This is a genomic window from Kitasatospora sp. NPDC015120 (assembly GCF_043080305.1).
Classification (GTDB): domain Bacteria; phylum Actinomycetota; class Actinomycetes; order Streptomycetales; family Streptomycetaceae; genus Kitasatospora.
In genome coordinates this window covers 191,646-211,394 of the sequence record NZ_JBIBVJ010000011.1, presented here as the reverse complement: position 1 = coordinate 211,394, position 19,749 = coordinate 191,646, and the positions used below count along the sequence as shown (strand labels likewise).

The 19,749-nt window shown below is 75.8% G+C and carries 16 protein-coding genes and 1 pseudogene; 6 read left to right on the top strand and 11 right to left on the bottom strand.

The features are described 5' to 3' along the window. Positions 1 to 53: 53 nt before the first annotated feature. The 5 genes and pseudogenes from ACF1AK_RS24210 to ACF1AK_RS24190 form a co-directional block, all read right to left on the bottom strand. Positions 54 to 359, bottom strand: a pseudogene (locus ACF1AK_RS24210) (VOC family protein); the annotation flags it as partial. A gap of 97 nt (positions 360 to 456) precedes the next feature. Next, entirely contained in the window at positions 457 to 1,134 is a 678-nt protein-coding gene (locus tag ACF1AK_RS24205; protein ID WP_391500907.1) for a phosphonatase-like hydrolase, read from the bottom strand. 63 nt (positions 1,135 to 1,197) lie between these two features. Beyond that, positions 1,198 to 2,319 (bottom strand): TIGR03364 family FAD-dependent oxidoreductase, encoded by a 1,122-nt coding sequence (locus ACF1AK_RS24200; RefSeq protein WP_391500906.1) that lies wholly within the window; start codon positions 2,317 to 2,319, stop codon positions 1,198 to 1,200. A 150-nt stretch (positions 2,320 to 2,469) separates the two neighbouring features. After that, positions 2,470 to 2,982, bottom strand: a complete 513-nt coding sequence (locus tag ACF1AK_RS24195) for a pyridoxamine 5'-phosphate oxidase family protein (protein ID WP_391500905.1) — start codon at positions 2,980 to 2,982, stop codon at positions 2,470 to 2,472. A gap of 165 nt (positions 2,983 to 3,147) precedes the next feature. Further along, positions 3,148 to 3,822, bottom strand: coding sequence for a phosphatase PAP2 family protein (locus tag ACF1AK_RS24190; protein WP_391500904.1), 675 nt, complete (start codon positions 3,820 to 3,822; stop codon positions 3,148 to 3,150). A 273-nt stretch (positions 3,823 to 4,095) separates the two neighbouring features. Here ACF1AK_RS24190 and ACF1AK_RS24185 point away from each other — a divergent pair, with 273 nt between their 5' ends. From ACF1AK_RS24185 to ACF1AK_RS24175, 3 genes are all read left to right on the top strand, one after another. Then, the gene (locus tag ACF1AK_RS24185) at positions 4,096 to 4,476 is read left to right on the top strand and encodes a BlaI/MecI/CopY family transcriptional regulator (protein ID WP_391500903.1); all 381 of its coding nucleotides are present in this window, start codon (positions 4,096 to 4,098) and stop codon (positions 4,474 to 4,476) included. Beyond that, complete coding sequence (locus ACF1AK_RS24180) at positions 4,473 to 5,648, top strand: M48 family metalloprotease (protein ID WP_391500902.1); 1,176 nt, start codon at positions 4,473 to 4,475, stop codon at positions 5,646 to 5,648. The genes ACF1AK_RS24185 and ACF1AK_RS24180 overlap by 4 nt, the downstream gene beginning before the upstream one ends. Before the next feature lie 154 nt (positions 5,649 to 5,802). Next, the gene (locus ACF1AK_RS24175) at positions 5,803 to 7,308 is read left to right on the top strand and encodes a GAF domain-containing protein (RefSeq protein WP_391500901.1); all 1,506 of its coding nucleotides are present in this window, start codon (positions 5,803 to 5,805) and stop codon (positions 7,306 to 7,308) included. 62 nt (positions 7,309 to 7,370) lie between these two features. Here the strand turns inward: ACF1AK_RS24175 and ACF1AK_RS24170 are convergent, their stop codons facing one another. Then, on the bottom strand, positions 7,371 to 7,907 hold the full coding sequence (locus ACF1AK_RS24170; protein WP_391500900.1) for an SsgA family sporulation/cell division regulator: 537 nt from the start codon (positions 7,905 to 7,907) through the stop codon (positions 7,371 to 7,373). A 503-nt stretch (positions 7,908 to 8,410) separates the two neighbouring features. Here ACF1AK_RS24170 and ACF1AK_RS24165 point away from each other — a divergent pair. After that, complete coding sequence (locus ACF1AK_RS24165) at positions 8,411 to 9,820, top strand: hypothetical protein (protein ID WP_391500899.1); 1,410 nt, start codon at positions 8,411 to 8,413, stop codon at positions 9,818 to 9,820. A gap of 148 nt (positions 9,821 to 9,968) precedes the next feature. Beyond that, positions 9,969 to 11,258: a TerD family protein gene (locus tag ACF1AK_RS24160; RefSeq protein ID WP_391500898.1), complete on the top strand. Its 1,290-nt coding sequence runs from the start codon at positions 9,969 to 9,971 to the stop codon at positions 11,256 to 11,258. Positions 11,259 to 11,320: 62 nt separating this feature from the next. On the opposite strand, the gene ACF1AK_RS24155 is transcribed toward ACF1AK_RS24160, so the two are convergent. The 3 genes from ACF1AK_RS24155 to pruA form a co-directional block, all read right to left on the bottom strand. Next, entirely contained in the window at positions 11,321 to 12,016 is a 696-nt protein-coding gene (locus ACF1AK_RS24155; protein WP_391500897.1) for an RraA family protein, read from the bottom strand. Between the two features lie 214 nt (positions 12,017 to 12,230). Next, a complete protein-coding gene (locus tag ACF1AK_RS24150) occupies positions 12,231 to 13,160 on the bottom strand; it encodes a proline dehydrogenase family protein (protein WP_391500896.1) in 930 nt (309 codons plus the stop codon). Between the two features lie 151 nt (positions 13,161 to 13,311). Then, positions 13,312 to 14,940, bottom strand: a complete 1,629-nt coding sequence (gene pruA / locus ACF1AK_RS24145; protein WP_391500895.1) for an L-glutamate gamma-semialdehyde dehydrogenase — start codon at positions 14,938 to 14,940, stop codon at positions 13,312 to 13,314. Positions 14,941 to 15,128: 188 nt separating this feature from the next. Between pruA and ACF1AK_RS24140 the strand changes: the two genes are divergently transcribed. Further along, a complete protein-coding gene (locus tag ACF1AK_RS24140) occupies positions 15,129 to 16,730 on the top strand; it encodes a PucR family transcriptional regulator (protein ID WP_391500894.1) in 1,602 nt (533 codons plus the stop codon). 45 nt (positions 16,731 to 16,775) lie between these two features. On the opposite strand, the gene ACF1AK_RS24135 is transcribed toward ACF1AK_RS24140, so the two are convergent. Beyond that, a complete protein-coding gene (locus tag ACF1AK_RS24135; protein ID WP_391500893.1) occupies positions 16,776 to 18,257 on the bottom strand; it encodes an alkaline phosphatase PhoX in 1,482 nt (493 codons plus the stop codon). 254 nt (positions 18,258 to 18,511) lie between these two features. Further along, positions 18,512 to 19,675 (bottom strand): hypothetical protein, encoded by a 1,164-nt coding sequence (locus ACF1AK_RS24130; protein WP_391500892.1) that lies wholly within the window; start codon positions 19,673 to 19,675, stop codon positions 18,512 to 18,514. Between the last annotated feature and the right edge of the window lie 74 nt (positions 19,676 to 19,749).

The window sequence follows — 19,749 nt, the reverse complement described above, 5'->3', positions numbered from 1 at the left end:
CTGACGTGACGGTAAGCTCGGCAGAACTGGTCATCGCGTGTGTTGGGGTCCGCGAGGACGACCCGCCCCGCCCGCGGGGACTGCCCGACGTCCACCCGCACCGCCCCGAGGGCGAGCAGCCGGGCCGCCCCGGCCTCCTGGTCGTCCGGGGAGAGGTCGAGGGGCAACCGGTCCTTGCCCGCCTTGTCCCCGGGGACGGGCAGGAACACCAGCCCCGGCCGGGTGTGCTCGTCCGCGCCGGCCACCACCTCGGCGGCGTTCTCCAGCAGGATGCGCCGGCCGAGCGCCTGCGCCCGGAAGCGGGCCGGCGCGGCCGGGTCGTGGGCGTCGACGGCGATCGGGTACACGCGAAGGCTCATGGGCAGAGCCCAGGCCGAAGCGGACGGCCGGCCGGCCGGGCGGGCGCGCCTCCCGCCGCGCCCGCCCGGTCGGCCGCCCTCCGGTGTGCTCCCCGGTTCAGCCGGCCAGCAGTGCGGGCAGTCCGGCGACGGACGCCAGGACGTGCGTCGCCCCGTCCGCCCGCAGGCGCTCCTCGCCGTGGGCGCCGGTGAGGACGCCGGCCACCACGGAGGCGCCGGCGCGCGAGCCGGTCAGCATGTCGTAGCCGGTGTCGCCGGCCACGGCGATCTGGTGCACCGCGTCGGTCCCGGTGCGCAGCAGCGCGGTGAGCGCGAGGTCCGGGTACGGGCGGCCGCGGCCGGCCTCGGCGGGGCACAGGGTGAGGTCGGCGACCGACTCCCAGCCGAGGGCGGTCAGGATGCGGTCCTGGGTGGCCCGGGAGAAGCCGGTGGTGAGGACCACCTTGCGGCCCTGGCCGCGGAGTTCGGCGATGGCCTCGGCCGCGCCGGGCAGCGCCTCGCAGTGGCCGGCGTCGACGAGGTCGTGGTAGGCGGCCTCGAAGGCGGTGTTGGCCCGCTGGGCCTTCTCCTCCTCGCCGAACAGGTGGCGGAAGACGGAGATCTTGGACTCGCCCATGGTGGCGCGGACGTGGTCCAGCATGCGGGCGTGCTCGGGGCTGCCGGCCTCGACGCCGAGCGAGCCGGCGGCGGCCTGGAAGGCGCGCTCGACCAGGCCGTCGTCGGCCACGGTGGTGCCGGCCATGTCCAGGACCACCAGGCGGATGTCGTACGACATGATGTTCAGTTCCTTCGACGGACTAACGGGCTTGCGGGATGACGGGCTTACGGACGGACGGGCTCAGAGGTTGGCGAGGTCCGCCGTGGTCTCGGCGATGGCGGGCGAGCAGGTCATGCCGCGGCCGCCGGGGCCGGTGACCAGCCAGACGCCGTCGCGCACCCGCTCGCGGTGGACGACCCGGGTGGTGTCGACGCACTGCGCGTACACGCCGGCCCAGCGGCGGCGGACGCGCGGCAGCGGGCGGCCGAGCAGGTCCTCGACCACGCCCACCAGGTGGTCGTACGGGTCCTCGACCACGTCGAAGCCGAAGGGCTGGTCGTACTCGTGGGTGTCACCGATGGTGAGGCCGCCGTCCAGGCGCTGCACCATCAGCAACTGCATCTTGTGCTCGGCCGCGACCGGCGGCTGCGGCTGCACCTCGCGCAGGCGGTCCAGGGCGGAGCCGGCGAAGGCCGGGTAGTAGCGGAAGGAGTCGCCGTCGGCGACCGAGGTGGTCAGCGCCTCGCCCAGCGGGTCGGTCTGCATCATCTGCAGCCGCACCTTGCGCACCGGCAGCCCGGGCGCCAGCTCCCGGACCAGGCCGCCCAGCCAGGCGCCGGTGCACAGGATGACGACATCGCCGGTGTGGACGTCACCGTGGTCGTCGCGGACGGCGTTCTCGCCGATGACGTCGCGGACCTCGCGCCCGGGCAGGAAGGTGTAGCGGCCGGTGGCGGTCAGCGCGGCGCGCAGCGCGGGCTGGGCGACGCGCGGCTCGACGGCGGCGTCCCGCTCGCAGTGCAGGGCGCCGAGCAGCGTGCCGCGCAGGGCCGGGTTGAGGGCCCGGGTCTGCTCCGGGTCGAGCAGCCGGTAGCCGCGCAGCTCGGCGTCGGGCAGGGTCAGCGCCTGTTCGGCGACCGCGAGTTCGGCCTCGGTGCGGATCGCGGTGAGCGATCCGTTGGCCCGGAAGCCGAGGCCGGGCACCTGCCCGCCGATCCGCTCCCACAGCTCGCGGGCCCGCACCGCGGTCTCCAGCTCCTCGCCCTGGGCCCGGCCGCTGACCCAGACCAGGCCGAAGTTGCGCACCGAGGCGCCGCGCGCCTGCGCCTCGCGCTCCAGGTGGACGACCTCGTGACCGCGCTCGACGGCCTGCCAGGCATGCATGGTGCCCAGCACGCCCGCTCCTACGACGATGACTCTCATGCGGCCAGACTGGTGCCGCCAGGTGACCGAGGGGCGTCCGGGCGGCGGCCCGTGGATGAACCGACCGATAAGTTGTACAGACAACCTGACGGTAACCTCGACCGCGTCCCCGGGGCGGAGCCCCCGGCCCCGGCGCGCCGCCCCTCCGGTTCAGCGCCGCACGGCCGCCCGCAGGTAGTGCCGCCGGCCGAACTTCGGCTCGTCCACCGCCGTCAGCTCCTCCACCTGGAACCGGTAGAGCGCCGCCGCCCCGCCGCCGGTCAGGAACTGCCGCCGGACCTCGTCGTCCTGCGCGAAGGCGGGGTAGCGCCCCTGGTAGGCGGCCAGCGCCGCCTGCGCCTGGTGCCCCCAGGCCTCGCCCGCGCTGCCGGTCAGCTGCAGGCCGCGCAACTGCTCGCCGAAGGCCGGCGGCGGCAGGAACACCGTGGCCGCCGCCCGGGCCTCCTCGGCCAGGTGGTGGCTGTGCCGGGTGGCGCGCTCGCTGACGAAGTAGAGGACGAGGTCGTCGTCGTACGCGAAGAAGGCGAGGTTGGCGTGCGGGCCGCGCTCGTGCCCGGCGGTCGCGAGGGTCAGCACCATCGCCTCGGCCAGCAGCCCCTCGACGCCCTTGCCGAGCTCCTCGGCCGGCCAGTCCCCCTGGGTGATGTCGAGTCGGTACGGCATGGGCAGCATCCCCTCCACTGGCACGCCCGGCGCGCGCGGCGCGCCGGCACGACTGAGCCGGGCGGGTGCGCCCCTCGGGGGCGGCCGCGCCCGGCTCACATGCTCTCCCCGCCGCCCCGGGCACACAAGGCCCGGGACGGCGCCCGGGGCGGAACCGGCGGCCGGTCAGTCCCGCCGCGCGCCGACCGGCCGGCCCTCCCGGTCCGCCTCCGCCCGCGGACCCGCGCCGAGCAGCGGCCGCAGCGGCCCGGTCCGCGCCCGCTCCACCAGCGGCCCGGCCCCGCTCGCCGCCAGCGCGAGCGGGACGGCCACCACGAGGCCGACCAGCGCTCCGGCCAGCACGTCGTGCGGATAGTGCACCCCGACCCAGACCCGGGAGGCGCCCATCAGCACGGCGGCCACCGCGGCCACCGCGCCGATCCGCCGGTCGGCGAACCAGAGCGCGGCGGCGGCCGCGACGGCGATCACCGTGTGATTGCTCGGGAAGGACCAGTCACCCGGGCCCGGGCAGGCCTCCAGGGTGTCCTGCACCCGCAGCTGGGCACACGGGCGGACCTCCTCCACCAGCCCCTTGAACCCGGAGTTCACCGCGTAGGCGACGAGCACGACCAGCGGCGAGGCCAGCACCCGGGCCATCACCGCCGGAGCGGCGCCGCGCGCCCGCCACCAGGCGGCGAGCATCAGCAGCGCGAACAGGCCGAGGCCGAGCAGTGACCACAGCTCGGCCAGCCGGTCGAACCAGTGCGGCGCGGCGTCCGCCCAGCCGACCACCCGGCGGTACAGGCCGCCGTCGATGCCGCTGCCGTCGTACACGGCCAGCAGCTCGCGGGCCGCCGTCACCGGGCGTCACCGCCGCGTCGGCGGGCCCGCGCGGCGGGGAACACGTCACGAACAATCGGGAGCATGGAGACAACTACTACCAGACCGATGCCAGACATCGGATAACGGTCGATTTCGGTCATGAATGATCCGAAGGGACCCCCGACGAGCGACTGGACCATGACCGACGGACCTCCCGTACGTTGGTGGACGGCACCGCAGGGCACGCCCGACTGTCTACAATCGCGTAGACGGTCTACATGACTGTAGACGACATCTGGAGGAAACCCCGCCATGTCCGACGTACCGCCGGCCCGCCGGCCCGCCGGGGAGCTGGAGGCCGAGGTGCTCGCCGCCCTCTGGGCCGCGGACCGGCCGCTGACGCCGCAGGACATCCAGGGCGCCCTCGGCGACGGCCTGGCCCGGACCACCGTCGCCACGATCCTCGCCCGGCTGCACGACAAGGGGACGGTGCACCGCACCCGCGCCGGCCGCGGCTACGCCTACACCCCGGCCGTCGCCGACCCGGCCGGGCTGGCCGCCCGCCGGATGCACGCCGAACTGGGCCGGGAGAGCGACCGCTCGACCGTGCTCGCCCGGTTCGTCTCCGACCTCTCGGCGGAGGACGAGCGCCTGCTGCGCGACCTGCTCGGCGACGAGGACACCGCCCGGTGACCGTCGCCGTCTGGGCCCCGCTGCTGCTGCCCTTCCTCGCCGTCCTGCCCGCCCGCCGGCTCGCCGAGGCCCTGCCGCCGCGCGCCGCCGCGTGGACGCTGGCCGCCACGGCGGCCGTGCTCGCGGGCGGCACGCTCTGCTCGCTCGGCCTGCTCACCGCGGCCGGGCTGCTCCGGCTGCCGCCGGTCGCCGCCCTCGGCCACCTCTCGCCCCGCTGGCTCGCCGCCGGGACGCCGGGCACCCCGGCCGCGGCGGCCCTGCCGGCCGCCCTGGCGCTCGCCGTCCTCACCGCCCTCGCGCTGCGCACCGCCCGGCACCACCGGCGCGACCTGGACGCCGCCCGGAGCGCCGTCGGAACCACCGGCGGGGCCGCCGCCGCGACCACCGACGGGCCCGTCGACGGGGCCGCCGCCGGACCCCTCGGGACCGGCGCCGCCACCCCCGCGAGCACCGCCACCGTCCGGACAACCGGCCCGCACGACCGGCATCCGGACACGCGCCCCTCGCGCGCATCCATGCGCCGGGCGCGCACCCCGTGGACCCAGCGCACCAGATCGCGGCTCATCACCCCGCCCGCCACCGCGCTCGCCGTCCTGCCCGACGAGCGCGCCGACGCCTTCGCCCTGCCCGGCCGCCCCCGCCGCCCGGGCCGCCCCGCCGAACCCGGCCGGATCGTGGTCACCGCCGGCATGCTGCGGGCCCTGGACGCCCGCGAACGCACGGCGCTGCTCGCCCACGAGCGCACCCACCTGACCGCCCGCCACCACCTCTTCCTCGCCCTCGCCGCCCACGCGGCCGTCGCCCACCCGGCCCTGCGGGCGCTGCGCGCCCCGCTCGGCTACCACCTGGAGCGCTGGGCCGACGAAGCCGCCGCCGCCCGGGTCGGCGACCGCGCGGTGACCGCCCGCGCGGTGGGCCGGGCCGCCCTCGCCGCCGGGCGCTCCCCCCGGCCCGGCCGCCCCCGGCACGCCCCGGCGGCCCACGGCGGACCGGTCCCCCGCCGGGTCGCCGCCCTGCTCCACCCACGCCCCGCGGGGTCCGCCGCCGCCCGCCGGATCGCCGCCGCCGCCCTGGCCGGCTGCCTCGCCCTCACCGCCGCGACCAGCCTCGATGCCACCACCGACCTCCACCACAGCGTCGAGTCCGCCCAGCGCCGACCCCCGGCCCACTAGGTCGCAACCGCCGCAATTCCCCGGCCGGAACGCCCGCGTACCGTCTGGTATTCCGAGTTGGCAGACACCATCCACAGGAACCGGTGGCGCCCGTACTCTTTCGTCAGCGCGTCGGCCCCGGCGCGCCCTCGAACGGCGGCGAGGAGCGACACGAGTGCGGCAGCCCGGACGGCAGACCCGACGGCCCGAACGCCGAACCCCGCAGAGCGCGGCCGAACTGGCCAGGATCCACGAGCGGGCCCTCGCCGAGGCGGCCGCCCGCAGCGCCAACCGGGACACCGCCGCCCCCGAGGACCCGCCCTTCCTCCAGCCCCGCCCCGAGATCGGCGACTCCTGGGAGCGCCTGCGCCGCCTCGGCCTCGACCCGGACTCCGGCGCCGACGCCGTCCACCTCGGCCCCGCCGAGATCGAACACCTCCGCCGGAGCAGCGGCCTCGACCCGCTGCTCCCGATCCTCCGCGGCACCCTGGTCGAACAGGCCGACCAGCCGCCGCTGATCCTCGCGATCACCGACGCCGACGGCCACATCCTCTGGCAGGAGGGCGAGCGCGGACTGCGCCGCAGCGCCGAACGGATCGGCTTCCTCACCGGCGCCCGCTGGGTGGAGGAGCGCGTCGGCACCAACGGCATAGCCGCCGCCCTGCGCGCCCGGCGCCCGATGCACGTCCACTCCGCCGAGCACTACCTGCGCAGCCACCAGTCCTGGACCTGCGTCGCCGCCCCCGTGTGCGACCCCGGCACCGGACGGCTGATCGGCGCGATCAACCTCAGCGGCCCGGCCCACTCGGTGCGCCCCTACCTGCTCCAGCTGACCGCCACCGCCGCCAAGCTCGCCGAGACCGAACTGCGCGCCCGCCGCCTGGAGTCCCTGCACCACCTGCGCACCCTGGCCGCCCCGATGCTGGCCCGGGTGAACGGACCCGCCCTGGTCGTGGACGCGGCGGGCTGGACGGCCGCCGCGGCGGGACTGCCCCCGCCGCCCCGGCTGCGACTGCCCGCCGAGGGCTGGGACTCGGCCACCGTGCACTGGCTGCCCAGCCTGGGCGAGTGCGTGATCGAACCGCTCGCCGACGGCTGGCTGGTCCGGCCGGTCCGGCCGCAGGACGGCGCCCCGGCCGCGCCGGCCGGCGCCGACGGACCGGAGGCGGACACCGCAGGCCTGCTCGCCGAACAGGCCGAGGGGGCCAGGCTCCGGCTCGACCTGCGCCGCCCGGGCAGCCCCGAACTGTCGGTGCGCGGCGCGGCCGGCAGCTGGTCGCACGCGCTCAGCCCGCGCCACGCCGAGCTCCTGCTCCTGCTGGCCACCGACCGGGACGGTCTGAGCGCGGCGCAGCTGGCCGGCGCGCTGTTCGGGGACCCGGGCCGCACGGTGACGGTGCGGGCCGAACTCTCCCGGCTCCGCCGCTACCTGGGCGGTCTGCTGGCCCACCGGCCGTACCGCTTCGCCGAATCGGTCCTGGTCACCGTGGCCGGCCCGGAGGACCCGTACGACCTGCTGCCGTCCTCCTCGGCGCCCGCCGTGCGCAGGCTGCGCAGCGGTCTGGCCGACGGAACGGTCCGGCTGCCCGGCACCCCGCCGTTACCGGGGCCGCGCCCTCCGGCCGACGGGTCCGCGCCGCGCCGTTCCCGTTCCGCTCCCCTCCCCGTACCGCCCGCGTAGGGCCCGGCCGCCCCGGCCCGGCAGCCGCCACGGCTCAGCGGCGGCCCGGCGGCGGCCCCGGCTCAGCGGCCGCCGGCGAGCAGTTCGGACAGCTGGGCGTCGGTCGGCCCGTGGGACCGCTCGGCCTCCTCCGAGACCAGCGCGTACGTCCGGTCCAGCCAGGCCTGGACCATCGGCCTGGAGGCCTCCAGCAGTGCGCTGCCGTGCGGCGAGTCGAGCGCCAGGTGCAACGTCGAGCCGTGGCACGGGCAGTACGCCGGCCACAGCTTGACGTCGCCCTGGCCGCTCAACGAGCGCAGGCCGTCGCGCAGCAGTTCGCGCGAGAACACCCAGTCGGCCTCGTCCGGCCGCCCCAGGTGGAACGTCAGCAGCACCTCGTACGGGCGCTCGGTGTCGAACCGGAACCGCGTACGGACCTCTCCGACCACCTCCTCGCCCAGCGAGATCCGCAGCGTCAGCACCTCCTCCACCGCCGCCGGAGCGGCGGTGGAGCCTGCCTCATCGCCGCCCGTGGGGGTAGCGGCGAGGGGGGCACTGGAGGGTGCTGGCAGCGGGTCGGGCGGCATGACGGTCTCTCCGGGACGGCGTGGGATGTCCACCAGCGTGCTCCACCGCGCGAGGGCCGGGCAAGGGTTGCAAAGGGGTTGCAATAATCCCCGCACCGACCGATGGTCCCTTACCGGCCTTGTCAGACGGATCGTCAACTTCCGCTGGTCACAGGACTGTCCACGGACCGGATCAATTCCGTCCGACCCCTGGCCACCGCCCGGGGCCCCGCTGCTACGCTCGTCCCCCTGCCGGCGCACGCCCGCGCGCGCATCCGGCCGGACTCCGCACGCGCGCCCCCCGACGACCTGGGCGGACCGCGCCCGGACGACCCCCGAAGCACGCTCCCGGGCGGACCGGACCAGCCGGTACCGCACCGGAGCGGACGGCACCGGCTCCGACCGGTCCGGCGGGGATCCGACGGGCCCGGCCCGAACGCGCCGGCCGCGCCGGGGTCCGGCGGGCCGTCCGCCCGGGCCGGCGCCAGCGGCACCGCCGTCGGTACGTGGGAGAATGCGACGACCGCAACGGCGACTTCAGGGGAGGGAGGGGGCAGGTGAAGCTGTCCGACGACACCGGGCCGGACGCACCGTACGCGCACGACCGGGACCGCGCGCGCCACGGCCGGCACGGCCGCCCCGGCCCGTTCGGCGGCCGCCTGCGGCTGCCCACCCTGCGGTTCTCCGGCGCCGCGATGGCGATGTCCACCGTGGTGGGCATCAGCATCGCCACCACCTTCCTGCTGAACGAGCAGCAGGGCGTGGGCCGCCGGGCCGGGGTCGCCCGGGTCGGCTCCAGCGCGCCGCCGCCGAGCCCCGACACCTCCCCCGACGCCACCTCAGGCCCCGGCGGCAGCACCGCCCCCGGCACCGGGAGCCTCGCCGGCCAGGACTCCGCCGGCCCCGGTCCGGCGGCCGGCCGCCGCCCGGCCGCCCCGGCCACGCCCGCCCCCGGAGCGTCCGGCACCCCGGCGCCGGGCACCCGCGCCCCCGGGGCCGTGCCCGGCCCGCGCGCCTCCGCCCCGCCCGCACCCCACCCCGGCAACGGCCCCTCCACCGCACCGCTCGCCGACGGGCGGGCACCCCGACACGGCGTCACCGTCGGTCCCCAGGACGACGGCAGCGGCCCCGGGGGCGGTCAGGGAACCCTGGCCGACGACCCGGCGGACGGCGCGCAGTCCGCCGACGAGCCGCTCTCGGCCGACGGCACCGGCGCGCAGACCGCCCGCCGGCCCGGCGAGGACCCGGCGCCGCCCGGAGCGTCCCCGTCGCCCTCGCCGTCCCCCTCCGAGCCCGCGCCCTCCCCTTCGCCGAGCGCGCCCAGGCCGTTCGTCCCCGCTCCCGCCCCCCGCGAGTGGACCGGCGGGATCCTCGGCACGGCCGACGACGCCGCCGTCGGCGGCGAGGGCACCGGCGGCACCGGGGCGGGCCGCCCGGCCGGCGCCCCGGAGGAGAGCGACGACCAGGCGCTCGCCGGTACGGCCGCGGTCCAGTCGCTGGGCCGCGACGGCACCCGGCACGTCCTCGCGCTGACCGTCACCGAGCCGCTCACCGCGCTGCAGGCCGAGATCCGCCTCGCCCCCGGCACGGCGGCCCCCGGGACCGGCGCCGCCTGGACGGACCTCGCCGGAGCCGTGGTCACCAGCCATCAGGACCACGGCGCGGTGGTCTACCGCTTCACCACCCCGCCCGGCACGGACGTCCGCGCCGGCCGCTACACCTTCACCGTGCGCGGCAACCGGCCCGCCGGGCACGCCGCCCGCCCGGCCACCACCGCCCCGCCCCGCAGCACCGACCGGCGGACCGCCGGCCGGCACGCCCCCGGGCGGCGCAGCCCCGAGTCCTGGAGCGCCAGCGCCTTCGGCATCGGCCGGCCGCGCGCCGTCGCCGCCCTGGGCGCCTTCGCCGCGCCGGTGCCGGCACCGGTGCCCGCACCGGCACCGCACGCCGCCGCCCCGGCCGGCTGAACCCGGTCCGGCCGGGGCCGGCAACCCGACAGGTCAGCGCCCCGTTCGGGCTCATCCGGCCGGGCTCGTTCGTTACTGTGGTCGCCAGCCGGCACAGCCGCCCCACCGCCGGGGCCGGCGCCGTACCACCGCATCCCAGGAGGAGTTCGTGTCCACGGTCCTGACCCAAGGCGGCAACGCCCCGCTGACCGCCGCGCGGGTGACCGTCGAGGTCACCGCGCCCAAGGCGCTGGACGTTTCGGGCCTGCTGCTGACCGACGCCGGAAAGGTCCGCTCGGACGACGACTTCGTCTTCTACAACGCCCCGAACGGGCCGGGGGTGACCCACCGTCCGGCCGCCGCCGGGGTTCCGGACGCGATCATCGTCGACACCACGGCCGTCCCGGCCGGAATCACCAAGATCGTGGTGACCGCCAGCCCCGACGAGGCCGGGGCCACCTTCGCGGGCATCGAGCCGACCGCGACCGTCCGGGACGCCGCCACCGGCGCGGTGCTGGTCACCTTCACGCCGCCGCCGCTCAGCCGGGAGACCGCGCTGATCGTGGTCGAGGTCTACCAGCGCAACGGCGCCTGGAAGGTCCGCGCGGTCGGCCAGGGCTACGCCAACGGCCTGGCCGGCATCGCCACCGACTTCGGCGTCACCGTCGACGACCAGCCGGCCGCCGCCGCGGCCCCCGCCGCGCCGCCGCTCGCCCCGCCGGCGCCACCCGCACCGGCACCGGCCCCGGTCACCCCGCCGCCGGCGCCCCCGGCCCCGGTCGACCCCAGGCTCGCCATGGCCTCCGCCCCGCCGATGCCGCAGTCCGCACCCCCGATGCCCCCCGCTCCCCCGGCCCCGCCCGCCGCCGCGCCGTCCTTCACCAAGGTCACCCTGGACAAGGGCCGGGTCAGCCTGACCAAGGGCGGCTCGGTCTCGCTGGAGAAGAACGGCAAGCCGTTCCTCTCCGCCGTCCGGATGGGCCTCGGCTGGGAGCCCGCCGGCCGCGGCCGCAACATCGACCTCGACGCGTCCTGCCTCGCCTTCGACGCCAGGCGCGAGAAGCTGGACACCGCCTGGTTCATGAAGCTGGGCATCTTCAACGGCGCGATCGCCCACTCCGGCGACAACCTGACCGGCGAGGGCGGCGGCGACGACGAGTCGATCACCGTCCACCTCGACGGCCTGCCGGCGGAGGTCTGCGGTCTGGTCTTCGTCGTGAACTCCTTCTCCGGCCAGAAGTTCACCGAGGTCAAGAACGCCTACTGCCGCCTGGTGGACGCCGCCACCAACCAGGAGCTGGTCCGCTTCGACCTCACCCACTCCGAGGCGCGCACCGGTGTGGTGATGTGCAAGCTGGTCCGCCAGTTCTCCGGCGAGTGGGTGATGACCGCGATCGGCGAGTACGTCGACGCCAAGACCGCCCGCGCCATGGTCAAGCCCGCCGCCGCGATGCTCTGACCCTTCCGCCGGCGCCCCCGACGACGCCCCCCGGCTCCGTGCCGGGGGGCGCCGTCGTCCGCTCACTCCTCGATCGCCCCGCCGACCCGCCGCAGGTGCTGCCGGAAGCTGTACGCCGGATCGGCGGCGCGGCGCTCCAGGTAGGCGTCGAAGTCGGTCTGCCGGCGCAGGGTGTCGCCCGCGCGGATCCGCCCGGCCTGCGCGCGCTCGGTGCGGGCGATGCCGTCCGCCGCCTCCAGCACCTCGTCCAGCCGGTCGCCGGGCACGAACAGCACGCCGTCGGCGTCCGCGAACACCACGTCCTCGACGCCCACCAGGTGCGGCCCGAACCTGGCGCTGGACAGCGCCTCCGGTTCCCGCCCGTCCAGCCGCAGCGGCCCGAGCGGCAGGGCGCCGTAGCTGAACACCGGCAGCCCGATCTCCACCAGCTCCGGGGTGTCCCGGTGCAGCCCCCAGACCACCACCCCGGAGGCGCCGGCGGCCCGCGCCTCCAGGACGGCGAGGTCCCCGATGCAGGCCTCGTCGGTGCGCCCGCCGTTGTCGATCACCACGACGTCCCCCGGCCCGGCCGCGCCGTACGCCTCCAGGAACACGTCCACGCTCCCGTAGTGCCGCACCGGCAGCACCCGGCCGGCCACCCGGCTCCCCGGCACCACCGCCCGCACCCCCGCCGGCGCCACCCGCACCGGCACGCCCAGCCGCACGCACGCGTCCGCCACCAACGGCGTCGACAACTCCGCGAACCGCTTCACCACCATGCCAACTCCCATCGCCGAAAGCCCAGTTCACCAGCAAGCAGAGCCTACGCCGTCCACCCCCGCACACCGCCGGGTGAAATGCCGCCGCGCACGGCACACGTCCGCCGCACCCGGCACCGGCGTGGACGCCGGCCCGACACCGTCCTCCAGCGCCGCACGCAAACGGCCCGCGCCCTCCGGAGGGAGGACGCGGGCCGTCGGGTGCTCGTGCGCGTCAGCCGCGGGTGGCCATGGCGCGCAGGAAGAAGGTGAGGTTGGCCGGGCGCTCGGCGAGGCGGCGCATGAAGTAGCCGTACCACTCCTGGCCGTACGGGAGGTACACCCGCATGGTGTTGCCCTCGCCGGCGAGGCGCAGCTGCTCCTCGGGGCGGATGCCGTAGAGCATCTGGTACTCGAAGGAGTCGCGCTTGCGGCCGTTCCACTGGGCCAGCTGGCCGGCGATCTTGATCATGTTGGGGTCGTGCGAGGCGATCATCGGGTAGCCCTCGCCGGCCATCAGGATCTTGAGCGCGCGGACGTACGCGAGGTCGACCTCGTGCTTGCCCTGGAAGGCGACCGACTCGGGCTCCTTGTAGGCGCCCTTGCACAGGCGCACGCGCGAACCGGCGCCGGAGAACTCGCGGCAGTCGTCCTCGGTGCGGCGCAGGTAGGCCTGGAGGACGACGCCCAGCCAGGGGAAGTCCTCGCGCAGTTCGCGGGCGATCGCGAGGGTGGAGTCGGTGGTGGTGTGGTCCTCCATGTCGAGGGTCACCGTGGTGCCGGCGTCGGCGGCGGCCTCGCAGATCCGGCGGGCGTTCTCCAGCGCGATCTTCTCGCCGTCCACCGGGAGGAACTGGCCGACGGCCGAGAGCTTGACCGAGACCTCGGCGCCGGCGGCCAGGCCGGTCTCCTTGAGCGCCTTGAGCAGGTACTCGTAGGCCTCGGCGGTGCCGGCGGCCTGGGCGGCGTCGCGGGTGTCCTCGCCGAGGTGGTCCAGGGTGACCTTGCGGCCGGTGGCGACCAGGTCGTCGCAGGCGGTGACGGCGTCGTCGAGGGCCTCGCCGGCGACGAACCGCTCGACTATCGCGTGGGTCGGCGGGAACTTCTCGACGACGGTGCGGACCTGCGAGGAACGGGAGGCCGCGAGGAGGGCGGAACGGAGCATCGTGACTCCTGGAGCTGGTGCTTCTGAAAAGGGTGGCAGAAAAGCGACGGGCGGCGGACCGGAGGGGTGGTCAGTCCGCCGCCCGTGCGTGACGCGCCCGGCTGCGGGACCGGGGGCGTCAGGGGACCGCGAAGGGGTCCCGGTGGGGCACTCAGCCCATGTGCGGGTAGCGGTAGTCCGTCGGCGGGACGAACGTCTCCTTGACCGAGCGGGTCGAGGTCCAGCGCGCCAGGTTCTGCTTCGCGCCGGCCTTGTCGTTGGTGCCCGAGGCCCGGCCGCCGCCGAAGGGCTGCTGGCCGACGACCGCGCCGGTCGGCTTGTCGTTGATGTAGAAGTTGCCGGCGGCGAAGCGCAGCTTGTGCATCGCGTGCTGCACGGCCTCGCGGTCCTGCGAGATGATCGAACCGGTCAGGCCGTAGGCCGACACCGACTCCATCTGCTCCAGCATCTCGTCGTACTTGTCGTCCTCGTAGACGTACACGGACAGGATCGGGCCGAAGTACTCGTCCTTGAAGTACTCGCTCGCCGGGTCCTCGCAGACCAGGACGGTCGGGCGGACGAAGTAGCCGACCGAGTCGTCGTAGGTGCCACCGGCCAGGACCTCGACCTTCGGGTCGGCCTGGGCGCGGTCGATCGCGGCCTTGTTCTTGGCGAAGGAGCGGTCGTCGATGACGGCCGACATGAAGTTGGACAGGTCGGTGACGTCGCCCATGGTGAGGCCGTCGACCTCGTCGCGGAGCTCGTCCTTCAGCTCGGCCCAGATCGAGGCCGGGACGTAGGCGCGCGACAGGGCGGAACACTTCTGGCCCTGGAACTCGAAGGCGCCGCGGGTCATCGCGGTCTTCAGCACGGCCCGGTCGGCGGACGGGTGGGCGACCAGGAAGTCCTTGCCGCCGGTCTCGCCGACGATCCGCGGGTAGGTGCGGTAGCCGGAGATGTTGTTGCCGACCTCGCGCCACAGGTGCTGGAAGGTCGCGGTGGAGCCGGTGAAGTGGATGCCGGCCAGCGCCGGGTGCTTCAGCGCGACGGCGGAGACGTCCAGGCCGTCACCGGTCACCATGTTGATGACGCCCTTGGGCAGGCCGGCCTCCTCCAGCAGCTGCATCAGCAGGTGCGCGGAGAACTGCTGGGTCGGCGAGGGCTTCCAGAGCACCACGTTGCCCATCAGCGCCGGGGCGGTCGGCAGGTTGCCGGCGATGGCGGTGAAGTTGAACGGGGTGATCGCGTAGACGAAGCCCTCCAGCGGGCGGTGGTCGCTGCGGTTCCACACGCCGTCCGAGGAGAGCGGCTGCTCGGCCATGATCTGGCGGGCGAAGTGCACGTTGAAGCGCAGGAAGTCGACCAGCTCGCAGGGGGTGTCGATCTCGGCCTGCTGCGCGGTCTTGGACTGGCCGAGCATGGTGGCGGCGGCCAGGGTCTCGCGCCAGGGGCCGGCCAGCAGGTCGGCGGCGCGCAGGAAGATCGCGGCGCGGGAGTCGAAGGAGAGCGCCTGCCAGGCCGGGGCCGCGGCCAGGGCAGAGTCGATGGCCTCCTGCGCGTCCGCCTGGGTGGCGTTGCGCAGGGTGCCGAGCCGAGCCGCGTGGTTGTGCGGCTGGACGACGTGGAACTCGGTGCCGCCGCCCATCCGGCGCTCACCGTTGATCGTCATGGTCAGCTGGACCGGCTCCTGGCCGCCCAGCTCCTTCAGCTTGGCCTCCAGACGGGCCCGTTCCGGGCTGCCCGGGGCGTAGCTGTGGACCGGCTCGTTCACCGGCGCGGGGACCTGGGTCACAGCGTCCATGAGCGCACGCTCTCCTTCGTTTCTTGCGGGGGGATGCCGGCGCGGGTCGCACGCCGGCCACATGACGAACGCTATTCCTGCACCGGCCCCCGCTTGATTGGCCGGACGGCTAAAATCATCCGGACGGCGTTGTCCGCCCGGATGAAGGATCGGGGTGCGAGCGCCCCGGCCGCCCCGAGGAGGCCCGTATGACCACCCCCGGCCTCCCCCTCCGGCAGCTGCTGATGTCCCTGGGCGAGCCGCTCGTCGAGCTCCAGGCCGCGCCGAACGGGCTGGACGTCCCGGTGCGCGACGTCGCCATCCTCGACCCCGAGGACCCCCCGACCGCCGCCCCCGGCGAGCTGGTGCTCGCCATCGGCGCCCGCGGCCGGGCCGCGCTCCCGGCCCTGCGCGCCGCGGGGCGGGCCGGGGCCGCCGCGGTGGCCGTCAAGCTGGACGCCCCCGGGCAGGCCGACGCGCTGCGCGAGGCCGCCACCGAGGCGGGCGTGGCCCTGCTCTCGGTGCGCCGGGAGACCCGCTGGGAGCACCTCGACTCGCTCGCCCGGGCGATCATCGCCGGGCCGGACGCCCCGGACGCGCCCGGCAGCGGCGAGCACAACGCCGGCGACCTCTTCTCGCTCGCCCAGACCGTCGCCGTCCTCACCAACGGCATCGTCTCGATCGAGGACACCTCCAGCCGGGTGCTCGCCTACTCCCGCTCCTCCGACTCCGACGAGGTCGACGACCTGCGCCGGCTGTCCATCCTCGGCTGGCAGGGCCCCGAGCCGTACCTCTCCAAGCTCCGCGAGTGGGGCGTCTTCCAGCACCTGCGCACCTCGGACACCGCCCTCGCGGTCGACCCGCACCCGGAGCTGGGCCTGCGCCGCCGGCTGGCGATCGGCATCCGGGCCGGCGCCCAGCCGCTGGGCACCATCTGGGTCCAGGAGGGCGCCCAGCCGCTCGCACCGCTCGCCGAGCAGGCGCTGGTCGGCGCGGCCCGGGTCGCCGCGGCCCAGCTGGTGCGCCGGCGCCGGGAGCTGTCCGCGGACGTGCGGCTCACCCAGACCCTGCTCACCGGCCTGCTGGAAGGCTCCACCGGCCCGCAGTCGCTCGCCACCCACCTCGGCCTCGACCTGCGCCGCCCGGCGACCGTGCTGGCGTACAGCGCGGGCACCACCGAGCAGCTGACCCGGGCCGAGGTGACCGGCCTGATCTCGGTGCACACGGCGGCCCGGCACCGCGCCGCGCTGCTCGCGCCGATCGAGTCCCGGGTCTACGTGCTGCTGCCCGAACTGCCCGCCAACCTGCCGATGGCCACCGTGCGCGGCTGGGCGCAGGAGGTGGTCGAGGCGGCCCGCGACCACCTGGGCGTCCCGCTGCGCGCGGCGATCGGCTCGACGGTGGAGGGCCTCGCCCGGGTGCCCGAGTCGCGCGCCCAGGCGGACCGGATCCTGGACGCGATGGGCCGCGGCGGGGTGGACCTGGAGGTCGCGGCGCTGATCGACGTCCAGGCGGAGGTGCTGGTCAGCGAGATGCTGGCGCTGCTCCAGGAGCGCGGCGGCCTGCGCGACCCGCGGCTGACCGCGCTCGCCGAGTACGACCGGCGGCACGGCACCCGGCTCGCCGAGTCGGTGCTGGCCTGGCTGGACGCGCTCGGCGAGGTCCGGGTCGCGGCGGACGCCCTGCACATCCACCCGAACACCCTGCGCTACCGGGTCCGCCGCGCCGAGCAGCTGACCGGCATCGACCTGGCCCAGCCCCAGCAGCGGCTGCTCGCCATGCTCCAGCTGCGGCTGCCCGCGGACACGTGAGAGGGGCCCGCTCCGAGGAACGGGCCCCCTGCTCGGCGATCGGGCTCAGGCGCCGTAGCCCTGGCCGCGCTTGTGCTCGTTCAGGCGGTGCCACGGGCCGGTGATGGCCAGCTGGATGCCCGGGGTCTGGATGTTGGCGAAGAGGGTCTTGCCGTCGTCCGAGAAGGTGACGCCGGTGAACTCGCTGAACTCGGGCTTCTCGGCGGTGCCGATGTTCAGCTCGTTGCGGGCGATGGCGTAGGTCAGGCCGTCCTCGGTGGCGCCGAACAGGTGCGAGACGCCCTCGCCGTCCTCGGCGATCACGATGCCGCCGTAGGGCGAGACGGTGATGTTGTCCGGGCCGTCGAAGTTGTCGTGGTCGCCCCAGACGTCGGTGTTGACGCCCAGCAGGACCTTCAGGGTGATGGTGCGGCGGGCCGGGTTGTAGAACCAGACCTGGCCGTCGTGCTGCACCGGGCTCTCGGAGCGGGCGAAGCTGGAGACGAAGTAGAAGCCGCCGTCACCCCACCACATGCCCTCCAGCTTGCGGGCGCGGGTGACCTCGCCGTCCTTGAACTGCTTGCGGATGGAGACGGTCCTGGCGTCGCGGTCCTCGACCTTGACCCAGTCCACGCCGTAGGTGGTGCCGACCTTGGTGGCGCGGGACAGGTCGTCGATGAACTTGCCCTGGGCGTCGAAGACCTTGAAGGCCTCCAGCACACCGGCGTCGGCGGCCAGCTTGCGCAGCTGGTAGCGGCCGTGCTTGAAGCCGGCCGGCGGGGTCCAGCGGAACAGCAGGCCGTTGGGGTTGCCCGCGTCCTCGGTCAGGTAGACGTGGCCGCGCTTCGGGTCGACGACGACGGCCTCGTGGGCGAAGCGGCCGAACGCCTTGACCGGCTGCGGGTCGCGGTTGTAGTCGTCGTCGAACGGGTCGACCTCGAAGATGTAGCCGTGGTCCTTGGTGAAGCCGTTCTTGCCGGCCTTGTCCTCGGTCTCCTCGCCGGACAGCCAGGTGCCCCACGGGGTGACGCCGCCGGCGCAGTTGGTGGCGGTGCCGGCGATGCCGACCCACTGCTCGACCTTGCCGTTGGCCTTGGCGTGCACGATGGTGCAGCCGCCGGCCGCGCCCGGGTCGTAGACGTGGCCCTCGGTCAGCGGGACCGGGTTCGGCCAGTTGGCGCGGGCGCCGCCCAGCTCGTGGTTGACGACCAGCAGGTTGCCGCCGCGCTCGTCCTCGAACGCCGAGGTGCCGTCGTGGTTGCTCGGGGTGAACTCACCGGTGCGCAGCTTGGTGACGCCGGCCCGGTTCAGGACCTTGTACTTGAAGCCCTTGGGCAGCGCGAGCAGGCCCTCCGGGTCGGCGACCAGCTGGCCGTAGCCGACCGCGACGCGCTCGGCGGCGGCGGCCTCGGCGACCGGCACCTCGCCACCGGCCGGGGCGGCGATCGCGCCCGGCGCGCTCGCCAGGGCCTCGGCGCTGCCGGCGATCAGAACGCCGGCCCCGACGATGGTGGAACGGTTCACGAAGTCCCGGCGGGACAGCGACATGGCAGTCACTCCTGAGGGGTGGGCCGCCGACCGGGGAGCTTCCCGGTGCGAGGCCGTGCGAGGTGTCGAGGTGGTCGTCGACGCCCAGCAGACTCGGCCCGCCCGGTGAACGGCCGGTGAAGCGGACGCCTCGCCGGAGTGGTCATTTGCCGACCTTATGCGAACCCATGACCCACCCTTTGCCCCGTCACCACTGGTCACACCGCGGGTCGGCCCGCCGTCACCCGCTGTTCGGCCACCGACGGTCCGTCGGCTCAGCGCCCGCCGGTCCGCGCCGACCGCCACTGCTCCCAGGCCGCCAGCCACAGCCGCTCGCCCATCCCGTGCTCGCCGCGCTCCCCGGCCCTGACCTGCTGCCAGGCGCGCTGCGCCGGCACGCTCGCCACCTCGCTGGCGAACACCGTGTACCGGATCGACTCCTCCACCGCGGCGTCGCCCTCCGGCGTCCCCACCACCCAGTGCGTCAGCTGGGAGAGCCGGCCGAGCTGTTCGACCATCGCGGCCACCGCCTCGGCCGCCTCCGCCCGGGTCTCCGAGGCCAGCCGCATCTGCTGGCGCACCGCCGCCTCCCAGCGCAGCGCGCCCGCCTCCGCGCGCGCGCCCCGGGGCGGGCGGGGCGGGCGTCCGGAGCGCAGCCGCGCCTCCAGCGCGGCGGCCTCGGCGATGCCGTGGGAGATCACCGCCCGGTGCGCCTCCAGCCCGGCGACCGGGGCGAGCTCGCGCCGCTCCACCGGCAGGTGCCGGCCGCGGCGCACGGCCAGCTCGCGCAGCAGTGCGGTGCGGCCGCTCAGCCAGTGCTCGTGGTCGCGGACCCGCGCCAGCTCGACGCCGCCCGGCGGCACGCCGCGCCCGCAGACCGTGACGGTCAGCCCGTCCACCCGGAACCGGCCCGCCCAGACCGGCTCGGCCCCGCCGATCGGGCAGCAGCCGGGCAGCGCCGCGCCGGACCACGGGCCGCGCCGGTCCTCGTGCACCTCCAGCGCGCAGGCCACGCCGTCCACGGTGATCCACTCGCGCAGCGCCCGGACCCGGCCGGGGGTGTCGCCCTCGTCGACGCCGAGCTGCTCGTAGACCCGGTCGCGCTCGTCCTCGACGACGTCCTCCAGCTCCGGCAGCGGCTCGCACCGCTCGACGCCGGGCCGGTGGGTGCGCACGGTGATGTAGGGGCCCTGCGGCGAGGCCCAGTCGCCGAAGCCGACCTCGATCCAGCCGGGCGTGCCGCCGTCCGCGCCGTAGTCGACCAGCGCCGCGGCGCCGAGGTCCGGCACGGACACGACGCCGTACACCGGGAAGCCGGCCGCACCGAGGGTGCGGCGGGCGAGCTCCTCCTGGACGGCGAGGAACTCCTCCAGGTCGCCGGCCGCAGGTCCGTCCGGACGCCCGTCCAGGGGTTCCCCCGGGTGGTCGTACGGGTCCACCGTCCCCGCACCGTCCCCGTACCGGCCGTCCCGGCCCCCTCCGCTCGCCCGCGTCACCCGCGTCGCACCCCCTG